Here is a 22,477-nt window from a genome sequence, read left to right on the forward strand (position 1 = left end):
TCGGCGATTTTCCGGCAATCACCGGTGATGACTGGAACTTATCCCCACACCCGACTTCGCCGCACCCGTGCAACGGCCTGGAGCCGTGCGATGCATCGCGAGAATGTGCTGACCCCGGCCGACCTGATCTGGCCGCTTTTCGTGACCGAAGGGCAGGGCGTGGAGGAGCCGATCGCCTCGCTGCCTGGCGTGTCGCGCTGGTCGGTGGACGGTATCGTCGAGCGGGCAAGGGAAGCGGCGGACCTTGGCATTCCGTGCCTGGCCCTGTTCCCCAACACCCAGCGCGAGCGGCGCAGCGACGATGGCAAGGAAGCGCTCAATCCCGACAATCTCATGTGCCGCGCGCTGCGGGCCGTGCGCGATGCGCTGGGCGACCGGGTCGGCCTTCTCACCGACGTTGCGCTCGATCCCTATACCAGCCACGGCCAGGATGGGCTGGTCGATGCGAACGGCTATGTTCTCAATGACGAGACGGTCGAGGTCCTTGTCGGCCAGTCGCTCAACCAGGCGGCCGCCGGGGCAGACATCATTGCGCCCTCGGACATGATGGACGGCCGCATCGGCGCGATCCGCGACGCGCTGGAGGACGAAGGGCACGCCAACATCCAGATCATGTCTTACGCCGCGAAATACGCCTCGGCATTCTACGGTCCGTTCCGTGATGCCGTGGGTTCGCGCGGCCTGCTCAAGGGCGACAAGAAGACCTACCAGATGGACCCGGCCAACAGCGAGGAAGCGCTGCGCGAGGTTGAGCTGGACCTGGCCGAAGGCGCAGACAGCGTCATGGTCAAGCCGGGGCTGCCCTATCTCGACATCGTGCGTCGGGTAAAGGAGACCTTCGAGGTTCCCGTCTTCGCCTACCAGGTCTCCGGCGAGTACGCGATGATCGAGGCCAGCGCCGCGGTCGGCGCGGGAGACCGCGACGCGCTGGTGCTGGAAACGCTGATGGCCTTCAAACGCGCCGGGTGCTCGGGTGTGCTGACCTATCACGCCGCTCACGCAGCGCGACTGCTGAATGGCTGACTTTCGCCTCGAGACCGGGCGGCTCGTCCTGCGTTCATGGACGAGGCCCGATCTGGCGCGGTTTGCGCAGATTACCAACACGCCTGCGGTGATGCGATGGCTGGGTGGGCTGCTGTCCGAAGAGCGACTGGAACAGCTCTATGATGCGGTGATCGGCTGCGAACAGGAGCATGCCCACTGCTTCTGGCTGGTCGAACGCAAGGCCGATGGCGGCCACTTGTCCGGCGAGCTGCTCGGCTTTTGCGGACTCAAGCGCGGCAATGCTCCCGACAGTACCTTTCCCGAGGGGTTCGAGATCGGCTGGCGCCTGCGCGAGGAGGCATGGGGAAGGGGCTACGCGAAGGAAGCGGCCATCGCCTCGCTCGATGCCGGCTTCGATCGCTTCGGCGCGCAGGAGATCGTGGCGATCACGGTCAGCGGAAATACCGCAAGCTGGGGACTGATGGAGCGGCTGGGAATGCGTCGCCGCACCGACCTCGACTATGTCGACACTAGGTGGGAGCCGCCGCTTTGCGATACGCTCGCCTGGTCGATCACCGCGGGGGAGTGGCGCGTGCGCCACGATTGAGACGCAGGCGATGGGCAGGTCCGACCGCGCGCTCTTCATCCTGACGATCCTTGTCGGCAGTTTCCTGCTGTTCATGGTCGAGCCGATGGTTGCCCGCATGGCACTGCCGCGGCTGGGCGGTGCGCCCAATGTCTGGAACAGCGCGATGCTGGTCTATCAGGCCCTGCTTCTCGCCGGTTACGGCTATGCACACTGGCTTTCGCAAAAGCCCCTGGGGCATCAGGCCGTCATCCACCTGATTGCCCTGTGCATTGCGGCCACGACCTTGCCGATCGGGCTGGCGCAAGTGGCTTCGCCTGCGCCCGGCTGGGAAGCGATCTGGGTGCCCTGGCTGCTGCTGCTGACGGTCGGCCCGGTATTCTTCCTCGTCGCCGCGCAGGCTCCGCTGATGCAGCGCTGGTTCGCGGCCGATGCCCGCGCGGGTCAACCCTGGGCGCTCTATGCTGCATCGAATCTGGGCAGCTTCGCCGGACTGATCGCCTATCCTCTCGTCGCCGAGCCCTTGCTTGCGTTGCACGGCCAGAGCCTTGTCTGGGCCCTGGGATATGGCCTGCTGGTCCTGCTCGTTGCAGCTTGTGCATGGACCCGTCGGAGGACCGTCGACGCGGCAAGGCCGAGCGAATCGCTGCTGCGCGCCAGCGATGTGACGTCATGGCGTCGCAAGCTGCACTGGCTTGCCCTGGCCGCGATTCCCTCCGGGCTGATGCTCTCGACGACGACGCACCTGACGACCGACATCTTTGCCTCCCCGCTGCTCTGGGTGATTCCGCTGGGTCTCTACCTCCTCAGCTTCGCCGTCGCCTTCGCCGATCGCCGCGCCCAGGCGCGCGCGCTGACATTTGTCGCGCCGGTCGTTCTGCTCTTTACCGGAAGCTATGCGATGCTGGCCGACGGGTCCGGAGCACTGCTGCTGGCGGGCGGGAGCTGCGTCCTGCTCTTCGTGGTGTCCGTCGCGCTCCATGCCCGGCTCTATGACTTGCGCCCGGATGCAGGACATCTCACCGGCTTCTACCTGATCCTTTCGGCCGGCGGGGCCTTGGGCGGCCTGTTTACGGCCCTTGTCGCGCCGCTGGTGTTCGACTGGTCCTGGGAACATCCCTTGCTCATTCTCGGGGCGGCGCTGCTCATCCCGCTCGATGAAATCCTGCGCTGGCGCCGCATGGATGGCCTCGATCCAAGGCTGGCCCGGATTGCGCTGGTGCTGCTCCTGATGCTGGCGCTGTTCCTTTCGGTCCAGCTCTTCGATCTTTTCACCGAACCCGGGACGACGACGATGGCGATGCTGCTGACGGTCTTCCTCACCGGGACGGGCGTCATGGTCATGGGCTGGCGCTGGGCCTTCGTGACGGTGCTTTTGCTGGCGATGCTCGGGCAGGGTGGTCTCGTCACGATCATGTCGAGCTACGAAGGCCAGCGCACGCGCAGTTACTTCGGCATCTATACCGTACGCGATTATCGCTCCTCCGGTATGCGGATCCTCAGCCATGGCACTACGCTGCACGGACAGCAGTCGCTCGATCCGGACAAGCGGCGCATGCCGCTGACCTACTACGGTCCGAGGTCCGGCGTCGGCCTGGCGCTGGCATCGGCCAATCGGATGGAGGGAGATGCGGCGCGGATCGGGGTGGTCGGCCTCGGCACCGGTTCGCTCGCCTGTTACGCCAAACCGGGGCAGGACTGGACCTTCTTCGAGATCGATCCTGTCATCCTCAACTATTCGACCAAGGGGCAGTTCACCTATCTGCGCGACTGCGCACCACAGGCCAAAGTTATCCTGGGCGATGCCCGACTTGAACTGGAATCGGTGCCGCCGCACCGGTTCGACATGCTGGTGATCGATGCCTTCTCCTCCGATGCCATCCCGCTTCACCTGCTCACCCGCGAAGCCATGGAAGTGTATCTGCGCGCGTTGACCGGCCGCGGGGTCCTGCTCATGCATATCTCGAACCGCTACGTGGAGCTGGAGCCGGTGATCGCCGCCCTGGCCCGCAGCGAAGGGCTGACCGCGCGCGTGCGCCAGGACTGGCCCGAGAACCTCGACCTCTATACGCCGTCGCACTGGATCGCTCTCTCGCGCGACAGCTCTTCAATCAACGAGCTTGCGAAGATGCAGCCCGATAGCCCATGGAGTCGGCTGCAAGCACCGGCACAGAGGCCCTGGACGGACGACCACGCCTCCATCCTGCCGTTCATTCGCTGGTCCAGGCTGATAGGATACCCATGATCGAAAACCGCAACGACATCACCGTCGCCGCTATCCACGGCAAGGCTCCGAAGATCCACTCCAGCGCCTTTATCGCGCCGGGTTGCCGGATCATCGGCGATGTCGAGATCGGCCCAGACGTGAGCATCTGGTACAATTGCGTGATCCGGGCCGATGTGAACCGCATCGTCATCGGTGCGCGCACCAACATCCAGGACGGCACCGTCGTCCATTGCGACAGTCCCAAGGCCGGTCGACCCGAAGGCTATCCGACGCTGATCGGCGAGGACGTACTGATCGGACACATGGCGATGGTCCATGGCTGCACGCTGGAAGACAGTGCCTTCGTTGGCCTTGGCGCGATCGTCATGGACGGCAGCCATATCGAGACCGATGGCATGCTCGCGGCCGGGGCGCAGCTCACCGGCAAGCGCATCGGCGCAGGCCAGCTGTGGATGGGGCGTCCCGCCAAGTACATCCGCGACCTTTCCGAAGATGCGATTGTTGCCAACCGCGAGGGCGTTGCCCGTTATGTCATCAACGGTCGCAACCACGCCGAGACGCTCGGTGTCGCGGGCTGATGGCAAGACCCAGGCCGGCACTGCCCGATGCACAGGCGCTTCGGGCGCTGGTCGATGCGGAGAGTCGGCTCGCGGTCCGTGTGACTCCCGGCGCCAAGGTCGAAGGTCTGGAGATCGCCGAGGGCAAGCTGCTCGCCAAGGTCCGGGCCAAACCGCAGGACGGCAAGGCCAACGATGCCGTGCGCGACCTGCTTGCCGAGGCTCTCGGGCTGGCTCCGTCGCGGCTGGAGTTGTTGCGCGGCGCAACTTCTCGCGAAAAGCAGTTCAGGATTCGCGACTGACGCGGGCGATTCGCCAGCCGGCAACCGATAGCAGCGCTGCGGCGAGTACGGCGAGGGGCAGGCAGGCTGCACCGACCCGCAGGAACATCGTCGCGCCGAGCGCCGCGCCGCCGGCCAGTGCCAGCCACAGGGCGAGGAAGCCGGCGATGCCGTTGGCTCCGCGTCCGCTAAGCAGGCCGCCCAGACCCTGACCGATGCGCACCAGCGCGCCGGTGAGATAGGTCAGCGCTACGGGCGTCTCGTTGCGCTGCATCGTGTTGTTGAGCGCGCCCATGGCGAAGACGAGCATGGCCATCATCGCTTCGAGATATTCCGCCAGTGCCAGAAGCGCGGCCAATGCGAGGAGCGCGGTAACGAGCGAGAGAACGGCGGGCTTGCGCCATCGGCCTGCCTTGTGGGCGACCACGTTGCCCATCGCCACGCCCAGCACGAACCCAAGGATCAGAAGCGCCGGGACGAGCGCGCGATGCGGTCCCTCGGCAATGAGGTCGGTGGCGAGGCGCGTCGTGTTGCCGGACATGAACGACACGAAATAGCGATCAGCTGACAGAAACCCCACGGCATCGACGTAGCCGGCGAGCGCGGCAAGCGCGGTAGCGAGGGCCTGTCGCGGTGGGTCTAGCGAGTTCACCTGCGCAACCTATCGCGCGCCGGTCCGTCTGGCGAGTGCGATCTGAAAGGAGGCGATGTGCGCAGGCGCGATCCGCAGATTCGGCTCAGCGGCCCATGCCGCGCGCGAGATTGCCGAGAACCTCGCCCATCGCCTTGGCCATGTCCGCCGGTTCGGGTGCGACATCGGCGACCGCCCGGTTCATTGCATCGGCCCATTGCTCGGCAACGGCCCTGTTGATGGCGAAGGGTTTGTGCACGCTCATCATGCAGCGTCCGGGGACGGCCTCGAACCAGTCGCGCGGGCCGCCGGCCCAACCGGCAAGGAACTGGGGCAGGGCCTTGCGCATCGGCGCAAGGTCCTGGGCATGCATGGCGCGCAGCTCGGCATATTGCGGGTCTTCGTCCATCAGGTCGTAGAAGCGGTTGCAGATGGCTTCGAACACCGGCGCGCCACCGAGGCGATAGAAAGGGGTATCGGGAGTTTGGGCTTCATCGATGACGGGGGCTTGGCTCGACACTGACATCTTCTCCGCAAGTGGGGGCTATTCCTGTCGCATAGCCGATGCGTTTCACGTGGAACTTGATCGCGGTCAAACCGTGGCGGATCGTCTCGCAGACCGGAACTGGACGAAGTGAGGGGCGCACACGAAAGGGGGCGGGAACCTCTCGGCGCCCGCCCCCTTGCATCGCCCGTGCCGTGTAGCCTCAGTCGTCGGTGTTCTCTTCCGGCTGGGGCCCGGTCTTGCGGACCGACTTCTTGGCAGGTGCCTTCTTCTTCCTGGCCTTCGTTTCCTTCGGCGGGGCGGGCGTCAGCTCGAAATTGAGCGCGTCTTCCTTCACCGAGACGTGGACCTCTCCGCCATGGGCGAGCTTGCCGAACAGCAGTTCCTCGGCCAGCGGCTGCTTGACCCGCTCCTGGATGACCCGCGCCATCGGGCGGGCACCGTAGAGGCGGTCGTAACCGCGGTGGCCCAGCCATTCGCGGGCATCGGAGTCGAACTGGATGTGGACGTTCTGGTCGGCCAGCTGCAGTTCGAGCTGGAGGATGAACTTGTCCACGACCCGGCTGATCGTTTCCTTGGCCAGATAGGCAAAGGGCACGATGGCATCGAGACGGTTGCGGAACTCGGGGCTGAACATCTGCTTCACGGCTTCCTCGCCGGCGTCGGCCTTCGAGGTGTCGCCGAAGCCGATGCCCTGTTTCGCCATGTCCGAAGCGCCCGCATTGGTCGTCATGATGAGGACGACGTTGCGGAAATCGACGGTCTTGCCGTGGTGGTCGGTCAGCTTCCCGTTGTCCATCACCTGCAGGAGGATGTTGAACAGGTCGGGGTGCGCCTTCTCGATTTCGTCGAGCAGCAGGACGCAGTGCGGCTGCTGGTCGATGGCATCGGTGAGCAGGCCGCCCTGGTCGAACCCAACGTACCCCGGAGGTGCGCCGATCAGGCGGCTGACCGAGTGACGCTCCATGTACTCGGACATGTCGAAGCGCTGCATCGGAATGCCCATGATCGTGGCGAGCTGCTTGGCGACTTCGGTCTTGCCGACGCCGGTCGGGCCGGAGAACAGGAACGAGCCGATCGGCTTGTCCGGATCGCGCAGGCCGGCGCGGCTCAGCTTCATGGCGGTCGAGAGGACCTCGATCGCCTTGTCCTGGCCGAAGACCACGCGCTTCAGGTCCCGTTCGAGATTCTCGAGCGCCTTCTTGTCGTCCGAGCTGACCGACTTGGGCGGGATGCGCGCCATCGTCGCGATGACCTGCTCGATCTCGCGGGCGGTGATCGTCTTCTTGCGGCGGCTGGGCGGCACCAGCATCTGCATCGCACCGACTTCGTCGATCACGTCGATCGCCTTGTCGGGCAGCTTGCGGTCATTGATGTAGCGCGCCGAAAGCTCGACGGCGGTCTTGATCGCATCGGGCGTGTAGCGCACGCCGTGGTGATCCTCGAAAGCCGTGCGAAGGCCCTTGAGGATCTTGATGGTATCCTCGACGGTCGGCTCGTTCACGTCGATCTTCTGGAACCGGCGCAGCAGGGCGCGATCCTTCTCGAAGTGATTGCGGAACTCCTTGTAGGTGGTCGAGCCGATGCAGCGGATCGTACCGCCCGAAAGCGCCGGCTTGAGCAGGTTCGATGCGTCCATCGCGCCGCCGCTGGTGGCGCCGGCACCGATCACCGTGTGGATCTCGTCGATGAACAGGATCGCGTGCGGCATCTTTTCCAGTTCGGCCACGACCTGCTTGAGGCGTTCCTCGAAGTCGCCGCGATAGCGGGTGCCGGCGAGCAGCGAGCCCATGTCGAGCGAGTAGATCACCGCTTCGGACAGGACTTCGGGCACTTCACCCTCGACGATCTTGCGCGCCAGGCCTTCCGCGATAGCGGTCTTGCCGACGCCGGGATCGCCGACATAGAGCGGGTTGTTCTTGGAACGGCGGCACAGGATCTGGATCGTGCGATCCACTTCCGGGCCGCGCCCGATCAGCGGGTCGACCTTACCGGCAAGTGCCTTTTCGTTGAGGTTGACGCAGAACTGGTCGAGCGCCGAGTCCTTTTTGTTGGCGGCCTTGGTCTCGGCCTTTTCTTCCGGTGTCGGGGTCTGCTCTTCCGATCCCTTGGGGCTGCGGTCTTCGATTCGCTTGCCGCCCTTGCCGATGCCGTGGCTGATGTAGCTGACCGCATCGAGCCGGCTCATGTCCTGCTGCTGCAGGAAATAGACCGCGTAGGAATCTCGTTCGGAGAACAGTGCGACGAGTACGTTGGCGCCCGTCACGGTGTCCTTGCCCGACGATTGCACATGCAGGATCGCGCGCTGGATCACCCGCTGGAACCCGGCGGTCGGGGCGGGATCGCCCTTTTCCTCGGTTTTCAGCGATTGATATTCCTGGTCGAGATACTGCCGCACGACATCGCCCAGATCGCCGAGATCCACGCCACAAGCCTGCATGACCTGTGCCGCGTCCGGATCGTCGATCAGCGCGAGCAGCAAGTGCTCGAGAGTCGCATACTCGTGGCTCCGCTCGGACGCGTGTGACAGCGCGGAGTGCAGGGTCTTTTCTAGGCTTTGCGCAAAACTGGGCATCTAGGACACTTTCATTGCGAAGTGGGACTCTCCTTGCAGGGGAGTTTTTGGACGAAAACTGGTTTCAGGTTCCATATAGGAACACTCAGGGCGCTTGCGAGGTTCACGTTGGGAACCTGCCGCCATCACGATGTCCTTGGCCTGAACAGGGACTCGGCCGCCTGCATGTGCGCCGAAGCCTTCTGACGGTGCGCCTTTATGCGGTCGATCTCTTCCTGAAGAAGGGCGACACGTGCATCGAGTTCGTCCAGCGAATAGCGATCCAGGCTTTCGCTGGCGAGGAGGCTGGCTGCGCCGAGGTTGTCCTCGGACGACCGCCGCCGCGGTCGATCATCATCGTCCATTGCACTGCAGCATCGGACGGGAATTTCTCCATGTCAATGCATCAAAGTGGTTTCCTTGTGGCCAGTGACTGTGCCAACTAGTCAGCCATGTCAGTTAAACTGCCCAAGACCATGGCCGCCATGGGATTTCTCGAGCCGGGAGGCCCCGAGGTCCTGCAGCCGCAAGAGCTTTCCGTACCCGTTCCAGGCCCCGGAGAAGTGCTCATCCAGGTTGCCTTTTCCGGAGTAAACCGACCTGACGTCGTACAGCGACAGGGACACTATCCTCCGCCGCCGGGCGCCTCGCCGATTCCGGGCCTGGAGATTTCCGGCACGATCGTCGCTGTCGGGGAAGGCGTCGTCGAAATCGGCGAGGGAGACCGCGTCTGTGCACTCGTTTCCGGCGGCGGCTATGCCGAATTCTGCATCGCCCGCGCCGGACACTGCCTGCCCGTGCCGGCCAGCCTGCCGCTCGACCAGGCTGCGGCCTTGCCCGAGACTCTGTTCACCGTCTGGCACAACGTGTTCGAGCGCGGATACGCCTGCGAGGGGGAAACCCTGCTCGTCCATGGCGGGACCAGCGGCATCGGGACGATGGCGACGATGCTCGGCAAGCTATTCGGCCTGACCGTCATCGTGACCTGTGGCTCGGCGGAAAAGTGCGCACAGGCGCTGAAGATCGGCGCCGATCACGCGATCGACTACAAGGCGTCCGATTTCGTCGCCGAAGTTGCCCGGATTACCGATGGCAAGGGTGTGAACCTCGTGCTCGACATGGTTGCCGGCGATTACGTCGCCCGCAATCTCAAGTGCCTTGCCCCGGATGGGCGGCACGTGACCATTGCGGTGCAGGGTGGGGTCAAGGCCGAGATCAACATGGGCATCGTCATGCGCAATCGCTACACGCTGACCGGTTCGACGCTGCGGCCGCGGTCCGACACGTTCAAGGAGCTGCTGGCACAGGAAATCCTGTCGAATGTCTGGTCGCTGGTGGCTGACGGGTCCTTGCGCCCGATCATGGACAGGCAGTTTCCGCTGGCCCAAGCTGCCAAGGCACATGCCCACATGGAATCGGGAGACCATATCGGGAAGATCGTCCTCGCTGCGTGACGTCATGACATCGCGCAGCGGGCAGCGCCGCTTCTCGTAGACAGGAAGGAGGCGGGATTGAGCGGTAATCTGATCCTTCACGAGGATCCGCGCAGCGGCAATTGCTACAAGATCCGCCTTACTGCGGCCATGCTCGGCGTGCCGCTGGAGCGGCGCCTCTACGACATCATGAACGGCGAAACGCGCACGCCGGAGTTTCTGGCGAACGTCAATGCCAACGGCCGGATTCCGGTTCTCCAGATCGGCGACAGGTTCCTGCCGGAAAGCAATGCGGCCTGCTGGTATCTCGCCGAGGGTTCAAGCCTTGTGCCAGTGGACCGGTTCGAACGGGCCGACATGCTGCGCTGGATGTTCTTCGAGCAGTACAATCACGAACCCAATATCGCGACCCTGCGATTCTGGCTCTGCTTCGTCGGCGAGGCCAATCTCACACCCATGCAGCGCGACCAGATCATGGCGAAGCGGGCAGGGGGAGAGGCGGCCCTTTCGGTGATGGAACAGCACCTCGGCGTGCACGACTGGTTTGTCGGCAGCAGCGCGAGTCTCGCCGACGTTTCGCTCTATGCCTATACCCACGTCTGCGAGGCAGGCGGCTTTCGCCTGCACGATTATCCGGCAATCTGCCGTTGGCTCGAACGCATCTCTGGGCTTCCCGGTTACGTTCGGATGGATTGACTTCTGACAAGGCCGACGCCGGCTTGATCGGACCGTCTTGCCGACCTCGCTTGCAGGCCTTGAGCCGAGAATGCGCGATTCTCGGGCATCGTGCTTGCCGAATCCGGAACTTTCACCTAAATCGGGTCCGGAACGGCCGCTCCGCGAAGGGGCGGCCCTTATTATTTGCGCTACTTGCCAAAGTTCGTCGGAGATCCAGAACAATGAGCCAGCCGACACCGCTCATGCCGCATGCGACCGCCTCCTGGCTGGTCGACAATACTGCCCTTACTTTCGAGCAGATCGCCGAATTCTGCGGCCTGCACATGCTTGAAGTGCAGGCGATGGCCGATGATCTTGCCTCCAGCAAGTACACCGGGCGCGATCCCGTTCGCGCTGGTGAGCTGACCATGGACGAGATCGAAAAGGGTCAGAAGAACCCCGAGTACAAGCTCAAGATGCACAAGGTGCCGGTCACCGTCAGCCGCACCAAGGGACCGCGGTACACCCCGGTTTCGAAGCGCCAGGACAAGCCGGACGGTATCGCCTGGATCCTGCGCAACCATCCCGAGGTGTCGGACGCGCAGATCGGCAAGCTGATCGGCACGACGCGCAACACCATCGCCGCGATCCGCGACCGTTCGCACTGGAACATCGCCAACATCACGCCGAAGGACCCGGTTACCCTCGGCCTGTGCTCGCAGCGAGAGCTTGACGCGATTGTAGCCAAGGCCGCCAAGAAGGCCGGCATCGAGGACGAAGTCGTCAGTGACGAGCGTCTGGTCGACGACCGCGAGGCCCTGATCGAGGAACTGCGCGCCGAGCGCGAGGCTGCCGTCAAGGCTGCCAGCGAAGCCGCGCAGGAAGCCGAAGCCGCCGCATGGCTCGAAGCCAAGCGCGCAGCCGAAGCGGAAAACGGCGAATAAGCTTTCTTCTCCCCCAGGGGATGAGAACAAGAGCAGCGGGGATGACTGACCGGTCGTCCCCGCTGCATTCGTTTGCATAGGCTGCATCGCCCTTGTCGCAGGACCGGTGACGCTTCACACTGCTCTCATGAACGAGAGGATCGGCCCCAAAGTCTGGCGGGAACGTTACGCGCACCCGTGCAACTGGCAGCAGGACTTCGCTCCGCTTGCGATGCCGCAGATGTTTGCCGGCAGTGTGGCCGCCTATGGCGAACGTGTCCTAGCCGACTTTCTCGGGCGCGCGTTCACCTATCGGCAGATCGACGAAGAGGCGCGCCGCTTCGCCCGCGGGTTGCAGTCTCTCGGTCTCGGCAAGGGTGACCGGATCGGTCTGTTCCTGCCCAATGTGCCCTGTTATCTTTCGGCCTACTTCGGCGCGTTCATGGCGGGCGTCACCGTCGTCAACTTCTCGCCGCTCTACACGGCCACGGAACTGGAGGCGCAAGTCGCCGACTCGGGCGCGCGCCTGCTGGTGACGCTGGACGTTCCGGCTCTCCTGCCGACGGCGTGCAAGGTGCACCGGGAATCCGCGCTTGAGTGGCTGGTGGTCGCCCGTCTTTCCAGCATGCTGCCGTTCTGGAAGGGCCTGGGCCTGCGTCTGTTCCGCCGCAAGGACATCGCTGCAATCCCGCGCGAAGACTGCGTGTTCGAATTCAACGACCTGCTGCACGATGGCGAACCCGCGCCGGTCGAGATTGACCCGATGACCGACCTGGCGATGCTGCAATATACCGGGGGTACGACCGGAACGCCCAAGGGCGCGATGCTCACCCACCAGAATCTCACGGTCAACGCCCGGCAGATCGAGGAAATCGATCCCCATGCCCATGCGCGCGACGTGATCGTGGGTGTCCTTCCCTTCTTTCATGTCTTTGCCAATGCGACGGTACTCAATCGCACGGTCTACGATGGCGGGACCATCGCCATGCTGCCGCGCTTCGATGCGGGGCAATGCCTGGCCACGCTGCAACGGGTGAGGGCGACCGCGATGCCCGGTGTGCCGACCATGTACCAGGCGCTGCTCGATCATCCCGACATGGCTCGCACCGATTTCTCCAGCCTGTTCACCTGCATTTCCGGCGGCGCGCCTTTGCCGGGGCCGGTCAAGGCGCGCTTCGAGAAGGCGAGCGGCGCGACCCTTGTCGAAGGCTATGGGCTGACCGAGGCCGCCGGGGTCGTCGCGACCAATCCTTTCGACGGGCCGGAGCGGCCGGGAACCATCGGCCACCCCATGCCCGGCACGGACCTGTGCCTGCTCGACAAGGACGATCCCACGCGCGAGGCAGCATCGGGAGAGCCGGGTGAACTGGCGATCAACGGGCCGCAGGTCATGGTCGGGTACTGGAACCGGCCCGAGGCCGGGGCCAAGGTCTTCGTCGAACTGGATGGCAAGCGCTGGTTGCGCACCGGCGACATCGCGACGATCGACGAGGACGGCTACGTCCACCTCATCGACCGCAGCAAGGACATGATCGCAGTCGGCGGATTCAAGGTCTTTCCCAGCCAGGTCGAGGAAGTGCTCCTCGCCAACCCCGCAGTGCGCGAGGCGATGGTGCTGGGCGTGCCCGACGATTATCACGGAGAAGTCCCACGCGCTTACGTCGTTGCCGAAACGGGTGAGGCGACGAGCGCCGAAGAGATTGCCGCTTGGCTCAACGAGCGGGTCGGCAAGCATGAGCGCGTCGATAAGGTTGTGCTGCGCGATTCGCTGCCCAAGACGATGGTCGGCAAACTCGACCGCAAGGCGCTGCGGGCCGAAGTGCTGGGCAAATAAAAAGGCAGGCGCTCCAGCGGGAGCGGCCTGCCCTGATTTCTGCAATTGCGTTCTTATTCGGCCGCTTCGAGGGCGACCTGCGCTTCGTCTGCGTTGCCGAAGGCTGGCGGCATGTGGCCGCCGCTCGGGCTCAGGCGGCCGTCGAGGCGGGCGCCCTGTTCGATGGTCAGGGCATCGTAGGCCACGTCGCCGTCGATCTTCGCGGTCCTGAGAATGACGACCTCGCGCGCGGCGATGGTGCCGCGAACGGTGCCGGCGATGCGGACCGTTTCCGCCTTTACGGCGCCGACGATCTCGCTCGCTTCGCCCTGGACCAGAGCGTTGCAGGTGATGTCGCCTTCGATCCGTCCGTCGATGTGCAGGTCCGCCGAAGCCTCGATATTGCCGACGATGTTGGTGTCGGCGCCCAGCATCGAGAACGTCGAACCGTTGGACGGACGCGGGCTCGCATTCGACTTGGCCATATTAGCGGGCTTCTTGCTGAACATTGGTGGCAGCCTCGAGGAACGGGCGCGGGTTCACCGGCCGGCCGTTGACACGGACTTCGAAGTGAAGGTGCGAACCGGTCGAGCGACCGGTGCTGCCCATGGCAGCGATGACCGTCCCGGCATCGACCTTCTGGCCGACCTTGGCCTTGAAGGCCGAAAGGTGGCCGTAACGGGTCATCAGGCCATTGCCATGGCTGATCTCGATGCAGTTGCCGTAACCCTGACGGCCACCGACGAAGGTGATTTTGCCCTTGGCTGCGGCGTAGATCGGCGATCCCTTCGGGCCGGGGAAGTCGAGGCCGGCGTGGAAGGCTGCTCCGCCGGTGAACGGGTCGGAGCGATAGCCGTAGCTGGAGGAAACGTATGCGACCTTGGCCGGCTTCACCTGCGGGATGGAGGCAAGGCCGTTTTCCAGAGCGTCCATGCGGGCAAGGCTGACACCCAGGCGCTTGAACCGCGGATCCAGCGAACCGTCCTTGCCGGTGGCGAGGCGCAGCAGCGGACCACCTTCGGCGCGGCGCGAGCCGGCGATGATCGTGTTGGGATTGAGGCCGAGTTTGCGGATGGCCTTCGATGCCGATTCGGCGCGGCGGTCGGCATAACTGGTCAGGCGTTCGACGAAGGCGAGCTGCTCGGCTTCGATATGAGCCAGTTCCGAAGCCTCGGGCAGGACGGCGCTGACCTTGGAGACGGTCTTCACGGTTTCCTGCCTGCTGTCGGAAACGGCTTCGCCTTCGGCCTTGTCATCGGGCAGGTCGCCGATGTGGGCTTCCACCATCTGTTCGATGAACTTCTGGCGGCGCGCAAGATCGGAGGTCACTTCATCGATGCCGTCGCGGTACTTGGCGACTCGGCTTTCGGCCGTGGCGACCTTGGCTTCGCGGTCGAGCAGTTCGGCCTGCTCGCTCGTCGCGGACCAGCGTTCGAACGCCACCGCGCCCATCGAGCCGCACCAGGCCGTTGCCAGCAACACTGCGCCGCCCACAGCGCTGAGCTGCATGGCAGAGGAAATGCGGATGAAACGGACCTGTCCGTCTGACCGCATGATAAACTCGCGATCCGGAAATTTGGCCCTAAGGCGTGAAAGCCACGCCCCGGCTGATGTGAAGTTCAAAACGACCCCGCTCGTTAAACTATTGTTTTCCCAGTCCCGGCCGCGGCAACTAGCAGGGAGGGGCCCAAAATGCGAATCCACTGACCTTAAAGGGCTGCAGATTCGGGGTGAGTCGAGCCCTCGTTGCGATGACCTGATGGAACCCGCCTTTGGGCCTTTGCCCGGAATTGCGCGGTTCTTGTCAAGAATGGTTTCTCTGTTCCCACATACGGTTAACCATTAAGCCATGTTGCACCAATTTGGTTACCACGCGGGATCGGTGACACGCGGCCGCTTCGGTGCTAGTTCGCGCCCATGACCGTAGAGACCACAATCGCCGGCACGACCGATGCCGAAACGCCCGAAGTGCTTGTCGCGCGCATTGCTCGCGAGGGTCGCGCCGCCCAGCGCGTTCTTGCCCGGCTCAGCGATGCCCAGAAGGCCGAGGCGCTGCGCGCTGCGGCTGCAGCCCTGCGGGAATCGGAAGCGCCAATTCTGGAAGCCAATGCGATCGACATCGCAGCCGGTGAAGCCAAGGGCCTGACCGGTGCGATGCTCGATCGCTTGCGGCTCGATCCGGCGCGCCTTGCAGGTATCGCCGATGCCGTGGACCAGGTCGCTGCCTTGCCCGATCCCGTCGGGCAGGTGATCGAGAAGACCGAGCGGCCCAACGGCTTGCAGCTCAGCCGCGTACGCATCCCGATCGGCCTGATCGGAATCATCTATGAAAGCCGCCCCAACGTGACGGCCGACGCCGCGGCCCTGTGCCTGCGCTCCGGCAATGCCGTGCTGCTGCGTGGCGGTAGCGAGGCGCTGCATTCCAATCGCGCGATTCAATCCGCGATGGCCAAGGGGCTGGAGAGCGTCGGCATTCCCGCGGCGGCGATCCAGCTCGTGCCGACGCAGGACCGTGCCGTCGTCGGCGCGATGCTGACCGCAGCCGGCCTGATCGACATGATCGTGCCGCGCGGCGGCAAGAGCCTTGTCGCGCGGGTCCAGGCCGACGCCCGCGTGCCGGTGCTCGCCCATCTCGATGGCATCTGCCACACATATGTGCATGCCGCCGCCGATCCGGAAATGGCCCGCAGCGTCGCGCTGAACGCCAAGATGCGGCGGACCGGGATCTGCGGGGCGATGGAAACCTTGCTGCTCGATACCCAGTTCCCCGGATCGCGCGACGTCGTGACGTCATTGCTCGATGCCGGGTGCGAACTGCGCGGCGACGCTCGCGCCCGCGCGCTCGATCCGCGGATTCTGCCGGCGACCGAGGAAGACTGGGACACCGAATATCTCGACGCGGTGCTCTCGGTTGCGGTCGTTGACGGTCTCGATGCCGCGCTCGATCACATCGCGATGCATTCCTCGCATCACACCGACGCGATCATCACTGCCGATGAAGCGGCGGCCGAGCGCTTCCTCGCGGAAGCCGACAGCGCCATCGTCATGGTCAATGCGTCGAGCCAGTTCGCCGATGGCGGCGAGTTCGGTCTTGGCGCCGAGATCGGCATTGCCACGGGCCGTCTCCATGCGCGCGGCCCGGTCGCGCTCGAAGGGCTGACCACCTACAAGTGGCAGGTGCGCGGAACCGGACAGGCCCGGCCCTGACCGGGACAGTCCCGAGCAAGGCGGGCGGCAGCGGGCGGTCCGGGCCGGTTACCGGCCTGCTGGGCGGCAGTTTCAACCCGGCGCACGGCGGTCATCGGCGGATCAGCCTGTTCGCCATGGAGGCGCTGGGGCTGGACGAAGTCTGGTGGCTGGTCTCTCCGGGCAACCCGCTCAAACCCAGGGCGGGGATGGCGCCGCTGGCAGCGCGGGTAGCATCGGCCCGGCGCCAGGCGCTGCGAGCGCGGATTCGCGTAACCGCGATCGAGCGCGAACTGGGCACGCGCTACACCGTCGACACGCTTCGGAAGCTGCTTCAGCGCTATCCGAAACGCCGCTTCGTCTGGCTTATGGGGGCTGACAATCTCGCCCAGCTGCACCGCTGGAAGGACTGGCGCGAGCTGGCCCGACTCATGCCGATTGCGGTAATTGCCCGTCCGGGGTATGATGGGCCTGCCTTCGCGAGCCCCGCGATGGCCTGGCTGGGGAAGTTCCGGAGGCCCCGATCCAGTCTCAGAGGTCCGGAAAGGTGGAGCGCGCCTGCGCTGGTGACATTGCGATTCGACCCCGATACGCGGTCGGCAACGGCGATACGCCGGGCTGATCCGGACTGGGCCCGAAAGCCGTCGAACGGCCTTTCGCGCAACGGTCGCTTTCGGGACGGTGTCACGCACCGCCCGATTCCCGGAGATGCAGCGTGACTGGGCCTTGCCCTTCTCTGCTGCGAATCCATCCCCTCGAAAACCTGATTGTCTGCGGCGGGATGTTTGCCATCGCGCCGGGACGGTCATTGAAAGGAGCAGTACCGAACTAGATGCCACAGGCACAGATACAGCCGGCTACAACCGGCGCAACGCCCCCGGCCATGGTCGACAGCGACGACCCGCAATTGGCCTTGGTCCTGCAGTCCCTGGATGACGACCAGGCGCAGGACCTTGTTACGATCGATCTCGAAGGCAAGTCGAGCATCGCCGATTACATGGTGATCGCTTCCGGCCGGTCGACGAGGCAGGTGGCCGCGATGGCCCAGAAACTCGGCGAACGTCTGAAACAGGGCGGCTTCGGCAATCCTCGCGTAGAGGGCCTGCCGGCAGCCGACTGGGTACTCGTCGATGCGGGTGGCGTGATCGTCCATCTCTTCCGTCCGGAAGTGCGCAGCTTCTACAACCTCGAACGGATGTGGGGCTTCGATGGTCCCTCGGGCGCAGCCTGAGGGTCGAATCGGTCCATTGACGACGGCCTGAGAGGATAGACCCGGTCCGGGAGAACACCGGCCGGGCTCGCGAAAGGAACTTGAGACGCGCCAGCGTCCCGTGGGACAGTGCGCGCCAACGCCATGCTTTTGCATATCATCGCTCGCGGCAAGATCGCCCGCTCGCCGGAAGCCGAGCTGCTCGATCGCTATGCCAAGCGGATCACCTGGCCTTTCAAGCACAGCGAATTGCCCGACATCGGCGGCAAGGTCCCGCCCCCGGTGCAGACTCCCGTGCGCGAGGTCCTGCTCGACGAGCGGGGCAAGGCGATGTCGTCCGAGGAATTCGCCGCGCTGCTCGGCCGGTGGCGTGACGAAGGCGTGCGCGAATGCCGGTTCCTGATCGGCGCTGCCGACGGCCATGGCGACGAGGCCAGGTCCCGGGCGGATCACCTGCTGTGCTTCGGAAAGATGACCTGGCCGCATCTCATGGCCCGGGCAATGCTGGCCGAACAGCTCTGGCGGGCGACCGCGATTCTCGCCGGGCACCCCTATCACCGGTCGGGGTGAGGGCGATCAGCCGCCGCGTTCGCGCCCCTTGCGGGCGAAGAGAAGCACTATCACGGGAACGATCAGCCCGACGGCGAACCCGAGCCCCGCGCCCCAGATCGAGCCGGTATTGCCTCCAAGCATGGCCCCCACAACGGCGCCTGCGACGAAAAGCAGGACGGGCAGCAGGCAACCGATAGCGAACATGGGCCGATTTTTGTGCCTCAGGCCGAGAATCGGCGGGCGCGATCGGCGAGTCGGGTCACGGCATCGGCGTGAATCGCCGACGAGGTGACGAGCACGCCGAAGGCGCGCGGATCGTGCTTGTTGTAATTGAGCGCCTTGCCGAAGGCGTCGGTGACCGTCGCGCCTGCTTCGCGGGCGATCAGTCCGGCTGCGGCAATGTCCCATTCGAAGCCCCAGCGCAGCGAGGCGAGCAGGTCGGCCTCGTCAGCGGCAACCATCGCCATGCGCAAGGCAATCGAGTTGGGCTGTTCCACGAGCGTCAGATCGGCATCCTCGGAGGCCAGTTTCTTGGCCGGAACCCGCGCGCCGGGAAGGGAATCGCGGACGCTTGCGGCGAGTCGCGTGCCGTTGCGCCAGCTGCCCTTGCCCGCCTCGGCCTGCCAGAATTCGCCGCCATCCTCCCGGCGGCGGGCAGGGGCGTAAAGATAACCGAAGAGTGGGCGGCGGGTGTTGACGAGAGCGACCGAGACGGCCCAGCCGGTCCGTCCGGCGATGAAATCGCGCGTTCCGTCGATCGGATCGACCAGCCATACCAGCTGTTCGCGCAGGCGATCGGGCGCATCCGCGGTTTCCTCGGACAGCCAACCGGCGGACGGCAGCAGGGCGGATAACTCCTTCTTGAGAAAGGCATCGACTGCCAGATCGGCGTCGCAGACCGGGCTTCCCGGCGTCTTTTCCCAGTGCCTGAGCGCATGCCCGTCACCCGGCCAGCCGGCCAGGGCGAGGCGTCCTGCCTCCCGCACGATGGATTCGAGTTTGCCGCGGTCAATCATCTTCAAGCAATCGGTTGACGGGAATCATGTTTCCCGAGTGTGTTGCGTCCCACCTATGAAATTGCGCAGGGTTCAGGACTTTTCAAGCGCGCAGGGATGTGCTTATGCGGCCCGGCAAAATACGGGGCTCCCCGCGCCTTCCCTAGGACACTCCAGCAGAAAGCGATTCTTCTTATGAACATTCACGAATATCAGGCGAAGGAACTGCTTGCGAAGTATGGCGTGGGCATTCCCGCCGGCATCGCCGCTCTCACGGTTGAAGAAGCGGTTGCCGCCGCCAAGCAGCTGCCCGGACCGCTTTATGTCGTGAAGGCCCAGATCCACGCCGGTGGCCGCGGCAAGGGCAAGTTCAAGGAACTCGGTCCCGACGCGAAGGGCGGCGTGCGCCTTGCCAAGTCGATCGAGGAAGTCGAAGCCTTCGCCAAGGAAATGCTCGGCAACACCCTTGTCACCGTGCAGACCGGTGAAGCCGGCAAGCAGGTCAACCGCCTCTACGTGACCGATGGCGTCGACATCGCCAAGGAATACTACTTCTCGATGCTCGTCGACCGCGCCTCGGGCCGCGTCGCGATGATCGCCTCGACCGAAGGCGGCATGGACATCGAGGAAGTCGCGCACTCGACCCCCGAAAAGATCACCACCGTCACCATCGACCCTGCCGAAGGCTTCCAGCCGCACCACGGCCGCGCGGTCGCCTATGCGCTCAAGCTGAGCGGTGATCTCAACAAGCAGGCCCAGAAGATCGCCAAGCAGATCTACGAGGCGTTCATGGCGCTCGACTGCGACATGCTCGAGATCAACCCCCTGGTCGAAACCAAGGACGGCCAGCTGCTGGTTCTCGACACCAAGATGAGCTTCGACTCGAACGCTCTCTACCGTCACCCCGACGTCTTCGCCCTGCGTGACGAGACCGAGGAAGACCCGGCGGAAATCGAAGCCTCGAAGTACGACCTTGCCTACATCAAGCTCGATGGCGACATCGGCTGCATGGTCAACGGCGCCGGCCTTGCCATGGCGACCATGGACATCATCAAGCTCAATGGCTCGTTCCCGGCCAACTTCCTCGACGTGGGCGGCGGCGCCACCACCGAGAAGGTGACTGCGGCCTTCAAGATCATTCTCAAGGACCCCAACGTGAAGGGCATCCTCGTGAACATCTTCGGCGGCATCATGAAGTGCGACGTCATTGCCGAGGGCATCATTGCCGCGGCGAAGGAAGTGAACCTCTCGGTTCCGCTCGTCGTCCGCCTCGAAGGCACCAATGTCCAGCAGGGCAAGGACATCTTGGCCAATTCGGGCCTGCCGATCGTCCCCGCCAACGACCTTGGCGATGCTGCCAAGAAGATCGTCGCGGAAGTGAAGAGCGCCGCCTGATAATTCCAAGCGAATTATCGCACGACGGATCAAGGAACGGCGGGGGTTTCGCGACCCCCGCCGTTTCTGCATGTAGGGTTCCGGCGCGTTGCGAACGGCATCGCATGCATGGACTCTCGAGCATCTGTCGTTTCGAGGGGCTTGACGCGAGGTGCGGGGGGCGCAATAGCGAGCCCGGTATAGTTTAATTGCGCGGTTAAATTTGCCGTCCCGACCTTAGAGAGGACCGAATCGCATGAAAATCATCGTCCCGGTAAAGCGGGTGATCGACTACAACGTGAAGCCGCGGGTGAAGTCCGACGGTACCGGCGTTGATCTTGCCAACGTCAAGATGAGCATGAACCCCTTCGACGAGATCGCTGTCGAGGAAGCCATTCGCCTGAAGGAAGCGGGCAAGGCGGAAGAGATCATTGCGGTCTCGGTCGGCCCGGCCAAGGCGCAGGAAACGCTGCGTACGGCGCTCGCCATGGGAGCGGACCGGGCGATTCTCGTCGAGACCGACGCGGAAGTCGAACCGCTGGCCGTTGCCAAGATCCTGAAAGCGATCGTCGCCGAGGAGAACCCCGGCCTTGTCATCCTCGGCAAGCAGGCCATCGACGACGACTCCAACCAGACCGGCCAGATGCTGGCCGCGCTGCTGGGCCGTCCGCAGGGCACTTTTGCCAGCAAGGTCGAGATCGACGGTGACAGCGTTGCCGTGACCCGCGAAGTCGACGGCGGTCTGGAGACCGTCAGGCTGGCGATGCCCGCGATCGTCACCACCGACCTGCGCCTGAACGAGCCGCGCTACGCTTCGCTGCCCAACATCATGAAGGCGAAGAAGAAGCCGCTCGACAGCAAGACGCCTGCCGACTTCGGCGTCGACATCGCTCCGCGTCTCAAGACCCTCAAGGTCTCCGAGCCGCCGGTGCGTCAGGCGGGCATCAAGGTGCCCGACGTCGATGCCCTCGTTGCCAAGCTCAAGGAAATGGGCGTCGCCTGAGGGCACGGCCGGGAAAGGATACAAGACTCATGAAGACGCTTGTTTGGGTCGAACACGACAATGCGTCGCTCAAGGACGCGACGCTCGCCACTGTCACCGCGGCTGCCAGGCTGGGTGAAGTCCACCTTCTCGTTGCCGGTTCGGGTTGCCGCGCCGTCGCCGAGGCGGCCGCGCAGATCGCCGGCGTGGGCAAGGTCCACCTCGCCGACAACGCCGCCTACGAGCATGGCCTGGCCGAGAACGTCGCGCCGCTGATCGCCGACCTCATGGCCGATCACGATGCCTTCGTCGCCCCGGCGACCACCACCGGCAAGAACGTCGCGCCGCGCGTCGCCGCGCTGCTCGACGTGATGCAGGTCTCGGACATTCTCTCGGTCGAGGGCGAGAAGACCTTCACCCGTCCGATCTATGCCGGCAACGCGATTGCCACGGTCGAAAGCACCGACGCCAAGCTGGTGATCACCGTGCGCGGTACGGCCTTCGAGAAGGCGGCCGCCACCGGCGGTTCGGCGGCTATCGAAGACGTTGCGGGTCCGGGCGATGCCGGACTGTCGAGCTTCGTGGGCGCCGAGCTGGCGAAGTCGGAGCGTCCGGAACTGACCAGCGCGAAGATCGTCGTCTCGGGTGGCCGCGCGCTCAAGGACGCGGCGACTTTCGAGGAATACATCATGCCGCTCGCCGACAAGCTCGGCGCCGGCGTGGGCGCCAGCCGCGCCGCAGTCGATGCGGGCTACGTGCCCAACGACTACCAGGTCGGCCAGACCGGCAAGATCGTGGCACCCGAAGTCTACATTGCCGTGGGCATCTCGGGCGCGATCCAGCACCTTGCCGGCATGAAGGACTCCAAGACCATCATCGCCATCAACAAGGACGAGGACGCCCCGATCTTCCAGGTCGCCGACATTGGCCTCGTCGCAGACCTCTTCAACGCCGTGCCGGAACTCACCGGCAAGCTTTGAGGCCTGTTTCCAACGATTTATGACAGAGACCCCCGGAGGCTTGCTTC

24 protein-coding genes and 1 pseudogene are annotated in these 22,477 nt (G+C 64.6%); 16 read left to right on the plus strand and 9 right to left on the minus strand.

Features of this window, described 5'->3' with window-relative positions:
• Positions 1 to 27 precede the first annotated feature (27 nt).
• From hemB to B5483_RS07280, 5 genes are read left to right on the plus strand one after another with little or no spacing between them, the layout of a single operon-like run.
• On the plus strand, positions 28 to 1,023 hold the full coding sequence (gene hemB / locus B5483_RS07260) for a porphobilinogen synthase (RefSeq protein WP_079729953.1): 996 nt from the start codon (positions 28 to 30) through the stop codon (positions 1,021 to 1,023).
• Positions 1,016 to 1,591, plus strand: coding sequence for a GNAT family N-acetyltransferase (locus B5483_RS07265; protein ID WP_079729954.1), 576 nt, complete (start codon positions 1,016 to 1,018; stop codon positions 1,589 to 1,591). The genes hemB and B5483_RS07265 overlap by 8 nt, the downstream gene beginning before the upstream one ends.
• Positions 1,592 to 1,601: 10 nt before the next feature.
• Complete coding sequence (locus B5483_RS07270; RefSeq protein WP_079729955.1) at positions 1,602 to 3,815, plus strand: spermidine synthase; 2,214 nt, start codon at positions 1,602 to 1,604, stop codon at positions 3,813 to 3,815.
• On the plus strand, positions 3,812 to 4,375 hold the full coding sequence (locus B5483_RS07275) for a gamma carbonic anhydrase family protein (RefSeq protein ID WP_079729956.1): 564 nt from the start codon (positions 3,812 to 3,814) through the stop codon (positions 4,373 to 4,375). The genes B5483_RS07270 and B5483_RS07275 overlap by 4 nt, the downstream gene beginning before the upstream one ends.
• Complete coding sequence (locus B5483_RS07280; RefSeq protein WP_054944656.1) at positions 4,375 to 4,656, plus strand: DUF167 domain-containing protein; 282 nt, start codon at positions 4,375 to 4,377, stop codon at positions 4,654 to 4,656. The genes B5483_RS07275 and B5483_RS07280 overlap by 1 nt, the downstream gene beginning before the upstream one ends.
• On the opposite strand, the gene B5483_RS07285 is transcribed toward B5483_RS07280, so the two are convergent.
• The 5 genes and pseudogenes from B5483_RS07285 to B5483_RS23750 all read right to left on the minus strand — a co-directional run.
• Positions 4,640 to 5,287, minus strand: a complete 648-nt coding sequence (locus B5483_RS07285) for a YoaK family protein (protein ID WP_054944657.1) — start codon at positions 5,285 to 5,287, stop codon at positions 4,640 to 4,642. The genes B5483_RS07280 and B5483_RS07285 overlap by 17 nt on opposite strands.
• A gap of 85 nt (positions 5,288 to 5,372) precedes the next feature.
• Positions 5,373 to 5,792 carry a group II truncated hemoglobin gene (locus tag B5483_RS07290; RefSeq protein WP_054944658.1) on the minus strand — a complete coding sequence of 140 codons (420 nt, stop codon included), beginning with the start codon at positions 5,790 to 5,792 and terminating at the stop codon, positions 5,373 to 5,375.
• A 181-nt stretch (positions 5,793 to 5,973) separates the two neighbouring features.
• Positions 5,974 to 8,346 (minus strand): ATP-dependent Clp protease ATP-binding subunit ClpA, encoded by a 2,373-nt coding sequence (clpA, locus tag B5483_RS07295; RefSeq protein WP_054944659.1) that lies wholly within the window; start codon positions 8,344 to 8,346, stop codon positions 5,974 to 5,976.
• Positions 8,347 to 8,471: 125 nt separating this feature from the next.
• Positions 8,472 to 8,690 carry a DUF1192 domain-containing protein gene (locus tag B5483_RS07300; RefSeq protein ID WP_054944660.1) on the minus strand — a complete coding sequence of 73 codons (219 nt, stop codon included), beginning with the start codon at positions 8,688 to 8,690 and terminating at the stop codon, positions 8,472 to 8,474.
• Positions 8,691 to 8,767: 77 nt separating this feature from the next.
• Positions 8,768 to 8,830, minus strand: a pseudogene (locus tag B5483_RS23750) (hypothetical protein); the annotation flags it as partial.
• Here B5483_RS23750 and B5483_RS07305 point away from each other — a divergent pair.
• The 4 genes from B5483_RS07305 (at position 8,802) to B5483_RS07320 (ending at position 13,172) form a co-directional block, all read left to right on the plus strand.
• On the plus strand, positions 8,802 to 9,779 hold the full coding sequence (locus B5483_RS07305; RefSeq protein ID WP_369817860.1) for an NAD(P)H-quinone oxidoreductase: 978 nt from the start codon (positions 8,802 to 8,804) through the stop codon (positions 9,777 to 9,779). The pseudogene B5483_RS23750 and the gene B5483_RS07305 overlap by 29 nt on opposite strands.
• A 57-nt stretch (positions 9,780 to 9,836) precedes the next feature.
• Positions 9,837 to 10,454 (plus strand): glutathione S-transferase family protein, encoded by a 618-nt coding sequence (locus B5483_RS07310; RefSeq protein ID WP_079729957.1) that lies wholly within the window; start codon positions 9,837 to 9,839, stop codon positions 10,452 to 10,454.
• A 203-nt stretch (positions 10,455 to 10,657) separates the two neighbouring features.
• Positions 10,658 to 11,359 (plus strand): DUF1013 domain-containing protein, encoded by a 702-nt coding sequence (locus B5483_RS07315; RefSeq protein WP_079729958.1) that lies wholly within the window; start codon positions 10,658 to 10,660, stop codon positions 11,357 to 11,359.
• 127 nt (positions 11,360 to 11,486) lie between these two features.
• Complete coding sequence (locus B5483_RS07320; RefSeq protein WP_079729959.1) at positions 11,487 to 13,172, plus strand: long-chain-fatty-acid--CoA ligase; 1,686 nt, start codon at positions 11,487 to 11,489, stop codon at positions 13,170 to 13,172.
• Positions 13,173 to 13,225: 53 nt separating this feature from the next.
• Here the strand turns inward: B5483_RS07320 and B5483_RS07325 are convergent, their stop codons facing one another.
• Positions 13,226 to 13,636 carry a bactofilin family protein gene (locus tag B5483_RS07325; RefSeq protein ID WP_054944664.1) on the minus strand — a complete coding sequence of 137 codons (411 nt, stop codon included), beginning with the start codon at positions 13,634 to 13,636 and terminating at the stop codon, positions 13,226 to 13,228.
• A gap of 1 nt (position 13,637) precedes the next feature.
• A complete protein-coding gene (locus B5483_RS07330) occupies positions 13,638 to 14,774 on the minus strand; it encodes a peptidoglycan DD-metalloendopeptidase family protein (RefSeq protein ID WP_079729960.1) in 1,137 nt (378 codons plus the stop codon).
• Positions 14,775 to 15,068: 294 nt separating this feature from the next.
• On the opposite strand from B5483_RS07330, the gene B5483_RS07335 reads away from it, so the two are divergent.
• The 4 genes from B5483_RS07335 to B5483_RS07350 all read left to right on the plus strand — a co-directional run bounded on the left by B5483_RS07335 (position 15,069) and on the right by B5483_RS07350 (position 18,117).
• A complete protein-coding gene (locus tag B5483_RS07335) occupies positions 15,069 to 16,358 on the plus strand; it encodes a glutamate-5-semialdehyde dehydrogenase (RefSeq protein ID WP_079729961.1) in 1,290 nt (429 codons plus the stop codon).
• On the plus strand, positions 16,322 to 17,056 hold the full coding sequence (locus B5483_RS07340) for a nicotinate-nucleotide adenylyltransferase (RefSeq protein WP_369817861.1): 735 nt from the start codon (positions 16,322 to 16,324) through the stop codon (positions 17,054 to 17,056). The genes B5483_RS07335 and B5483_RS07340 overlap by 37 nt, the downstream gene beginning before the upstream one ends.
• Before the next feature lie 113 nt (positions 17,057 to 17,169).
• Positions 17,170 to 17,568 (plus strand): ribosome silencing factor, encoded by a 399-nt coding sequence (gene rsfS, locus B5483_RS07345; RefSeq protein ID WP_369799491.1) that lies wholly within the window; start codon positions 17,170 to 17,172, stop codon positions 17,566 to 17,568.
• 123 nt (positions 17,569 to 17,691) lie between these two features.
• Positions 17,692 to 18,117 (plus strand): 23S rRNA (pseudouridine(1915)-N(3))-methyltransferase RlmH, encoded by a 426-nt coding sequence (locus B5483_RS07350; protein ID WP_054944674.1) that lies wholly within the window; start codon positions 17,692 to 17,694, stop codon positions 18,115 to 18,117.
• A 6-nt stretch (positions 18,118 to 18,123) separates the two neighbouring features.
• Here the strand turns inward: B5483_RS07350 and B5483_RS07355 are convergent, their stop codons facing one another.
• Both B5483_RS07355 and B5483_RS07360 read right to left on the minus strand, forming a co-directional pair.
• Positions 18,124 to 18,303, minus strand: coding sequence for a hypothetical protein (locus B5483_RS07355; RefSeq protein WP_054944667.1), 180 nt, complete (start codon positions 18,301 to 18,303; stop codon positions 18,124 to 18,126).
• Positions 18,304 to 18,320: 17 nt separating this feature from the next.
• Entirely contained in the window at positions 18,321 to 19,115 is a 795-nt protein-coding gene (locus B5483_RS07360; RefSeq protein ID WP_054944668.1) for a 3'(2'),5'-bisphosphate nucleotidase CysQ, read from the minus strand.
• A gap of 174 nt (positions 19,116 to 19,289) precedes the next feature.
• Between B5483_RS07360 and sucC the strand changes: the two genes are divergently transcribed.
• The 3 genes from sucC to B5483_RS07375 all read left to right on the plus strand — a co-directional run bounded on the left by sucC (position 19,290) and on the right by B5483_RS07375 (position 22,430).
• Positions 19,290 to 20,489 (plus strand): ADP-forming succinate--CoA ligase subunit beta, encoded by a 1,200-nt coding sequence (gene sucC, locus B5483_RS07365; protein ID WP_054944669.1) that lies wholly within the window; start codon positions 19,290 to 19,292, stop codon positions 20,487 to 20,489.
• A 235-nt stretch (positions 20,490 to 20,724) separates the two neighbouring features.
• Positions 20,725 to 21,471 (plus strand): electron transfer flavoprotein subunit beta/FixA family protein, encoded by a 747-nt coding sequence (locus B5483_RS07370; protein ID WP_054948484.1) that lies wholly within the window; start codon positions 20,725 to 20,727, stop codon positions 21,469 to 21,471.
• A gap of 29 nt (positions 21,472 to 21,500) precedes the next feature.
• Positions 21,501 to 22,430, plus strand: a complete 930-nt coding sequence (locus B5483_RS07375) for an electron transfer flavoprotein subunit alpha/FixB family protein (RefSeq protein ID WP_079729962.1) — start codon at positions 21,501 to 21,503, stop codon at positions 22,428 to 22,430.
• The last annotated feature ends 47 nt before the right edge of the window (positions 22,431 to 22,477 follow it).

The sequence above is a fragment of the Novosphingobium mathurense genome (assembly GCF_900168325.1).
Lineage (GTDB): Bacteria > Pseudomonadota > Alphaproteobacteria > Sphingomonadales > Sphingomonadaceae > Novosphingobium > Novosphingobium mathurense.

Excerpts from the sequence above, each read along its gene's own strand:
- hemB (WP_079729953.1), top strand. The coding sequence starts at position 28 with ATGACTGGAACTTATCCCCACACCCGACTTCGCCGCACCCGTGCAACG.
- B5483_RS07265 (WP_079729954.1), top strand. The coding sequence starts at position 1,016 with ATGGCTGACTTTCGCCTCGAGACCGGGCGGCTCGTCCTGCGTTCATGG.
- B5483_RS07270 (WP_079729955.1), top strand. The coding sequence starts at position 1,602 with ATGGGCAGGTCCGACCGCGCGCTCTTCATCCTGACGATCCTTGTCGGC.
- B5483_RS07275 (WP_079729956.1), top strand. The coding sequence starts at position 3,812 with ATGATCGAAAACCGCAACGACATCACCGTCGCCGCTATCCACGGCAAG.
- B5483_RS07280 (WP_054944656.1), top strand. The coding sequence starts at position 4,375 with ATGGCAAGACCCAGGCCGGCACTGCCCGATGCACAGGCGCTTCGGGCG.
- B5483_RS07290 (WP_054944658.1), bottom strand. The coding sequence starts at position 5,792 with ATGTCAGTGTCGAGCCAAGCCCCCGTCATCGATGAAGCCCAAACTCCC.
- clpA (WP_054944659.1), bottom strand. The coding sequence starts at position 8,346 with ATGCCCAGTTTTGCGCAAAGCCTAGAAAAGACCCTGCACTCCGCGCTG.
- B5483_RS07300 (WP_054944660.1), bottom strand. The coding sequence starts at position 8,690 with ATGGACGATGATGATCGACCGCGGCGGCGGTCGTCCGAGGACAACCTC.
- B5483_RS07305 (WP_369817860.1), top strand. The coding sequence starts at position 8,802 with ATGGCCGCCATGGGATTTCTCGAGCCGGGAGGCCCCGAGGTCCTGCAG.
- B5483_RS07315 (WP_079729958.1), top strand. The coding sequence starts at position 10,658 with ATGAGCCAGCCGACACCGCTCATGCCGCATGCGACCGCCTCCTGGCTG.
- B5483_RS07320 (WP_079729959.1), top strand. The coding sequence starts at position 11,487 with ATGAACGAGAGGATCGGCCCCAAAGTCTGGCGGGAACGTTACGCGCAC.
- B5483_RS07325 (WP_054944664.1), bottom strand. The coding sequence starts at position 13,636 with ATGGCCAAGTCGAATGCGAGCCCGCGTCCGTCCAACGGTTCGACGTTC.
- B5483_RS07335 (WP_079729961.1), top strand. The coding sequence starts at position 15,069 with ATGACCGTAGAGACCACAATCGCCGGCACGACCGATGCCGAAACGCCC.
- rsfS (WP_369799491.1), top strand. The coding sequence starts at position 17,170 with ATGCCACAGGCACAGATACAGCCGGCTACAACCGGCGCAACGCCCCCG.
- B5483_RS07350 (WP_054944674.1), top strand. The coding sequence starts at position 17,692 with ATGCTTTTGCATATCATCGCTCGCGGCAAGATCGCCCGCTCGCCGGAA.
- B5483_RS07355 (WP_054944667.1), bottom strand. The coding sequence starts at position 18,303 with ATGTTCGCTATCGGTTGCCTGCTGCCCGTCCTGCTTTTCGTCGCAGGC.
- B5483_RS07360 (WP_054944668.1), bottom strand. The coding sequence starts at position 19,115 with ATGATTGACCGCGGCAAACTCGAATCCATCGTGCGGGAGGCAGGACGC.
- sucC (WP_054944669.1), top strand. The coding sequence starts at position 19,290 with ATGAACATTCACGAATATCAGGCGAAGGAACTGCTTGCGAAGTATGGC.
- B5483_RS07370 (WP_054948484.1), top strand. The coding sequence starts at position 20,725 with ATGAAAATCATCGTCCCGGTAAAGCGGGTGATCGACTACAACGTGAAG.
- B5483_RS07375 (WP_079729962.1), top strand. The coding sequence starts at position 21,501 with ATGAAGACGCTTGTTTGGGTCGAACACGACAATGCGTCGCTCAAGGAC.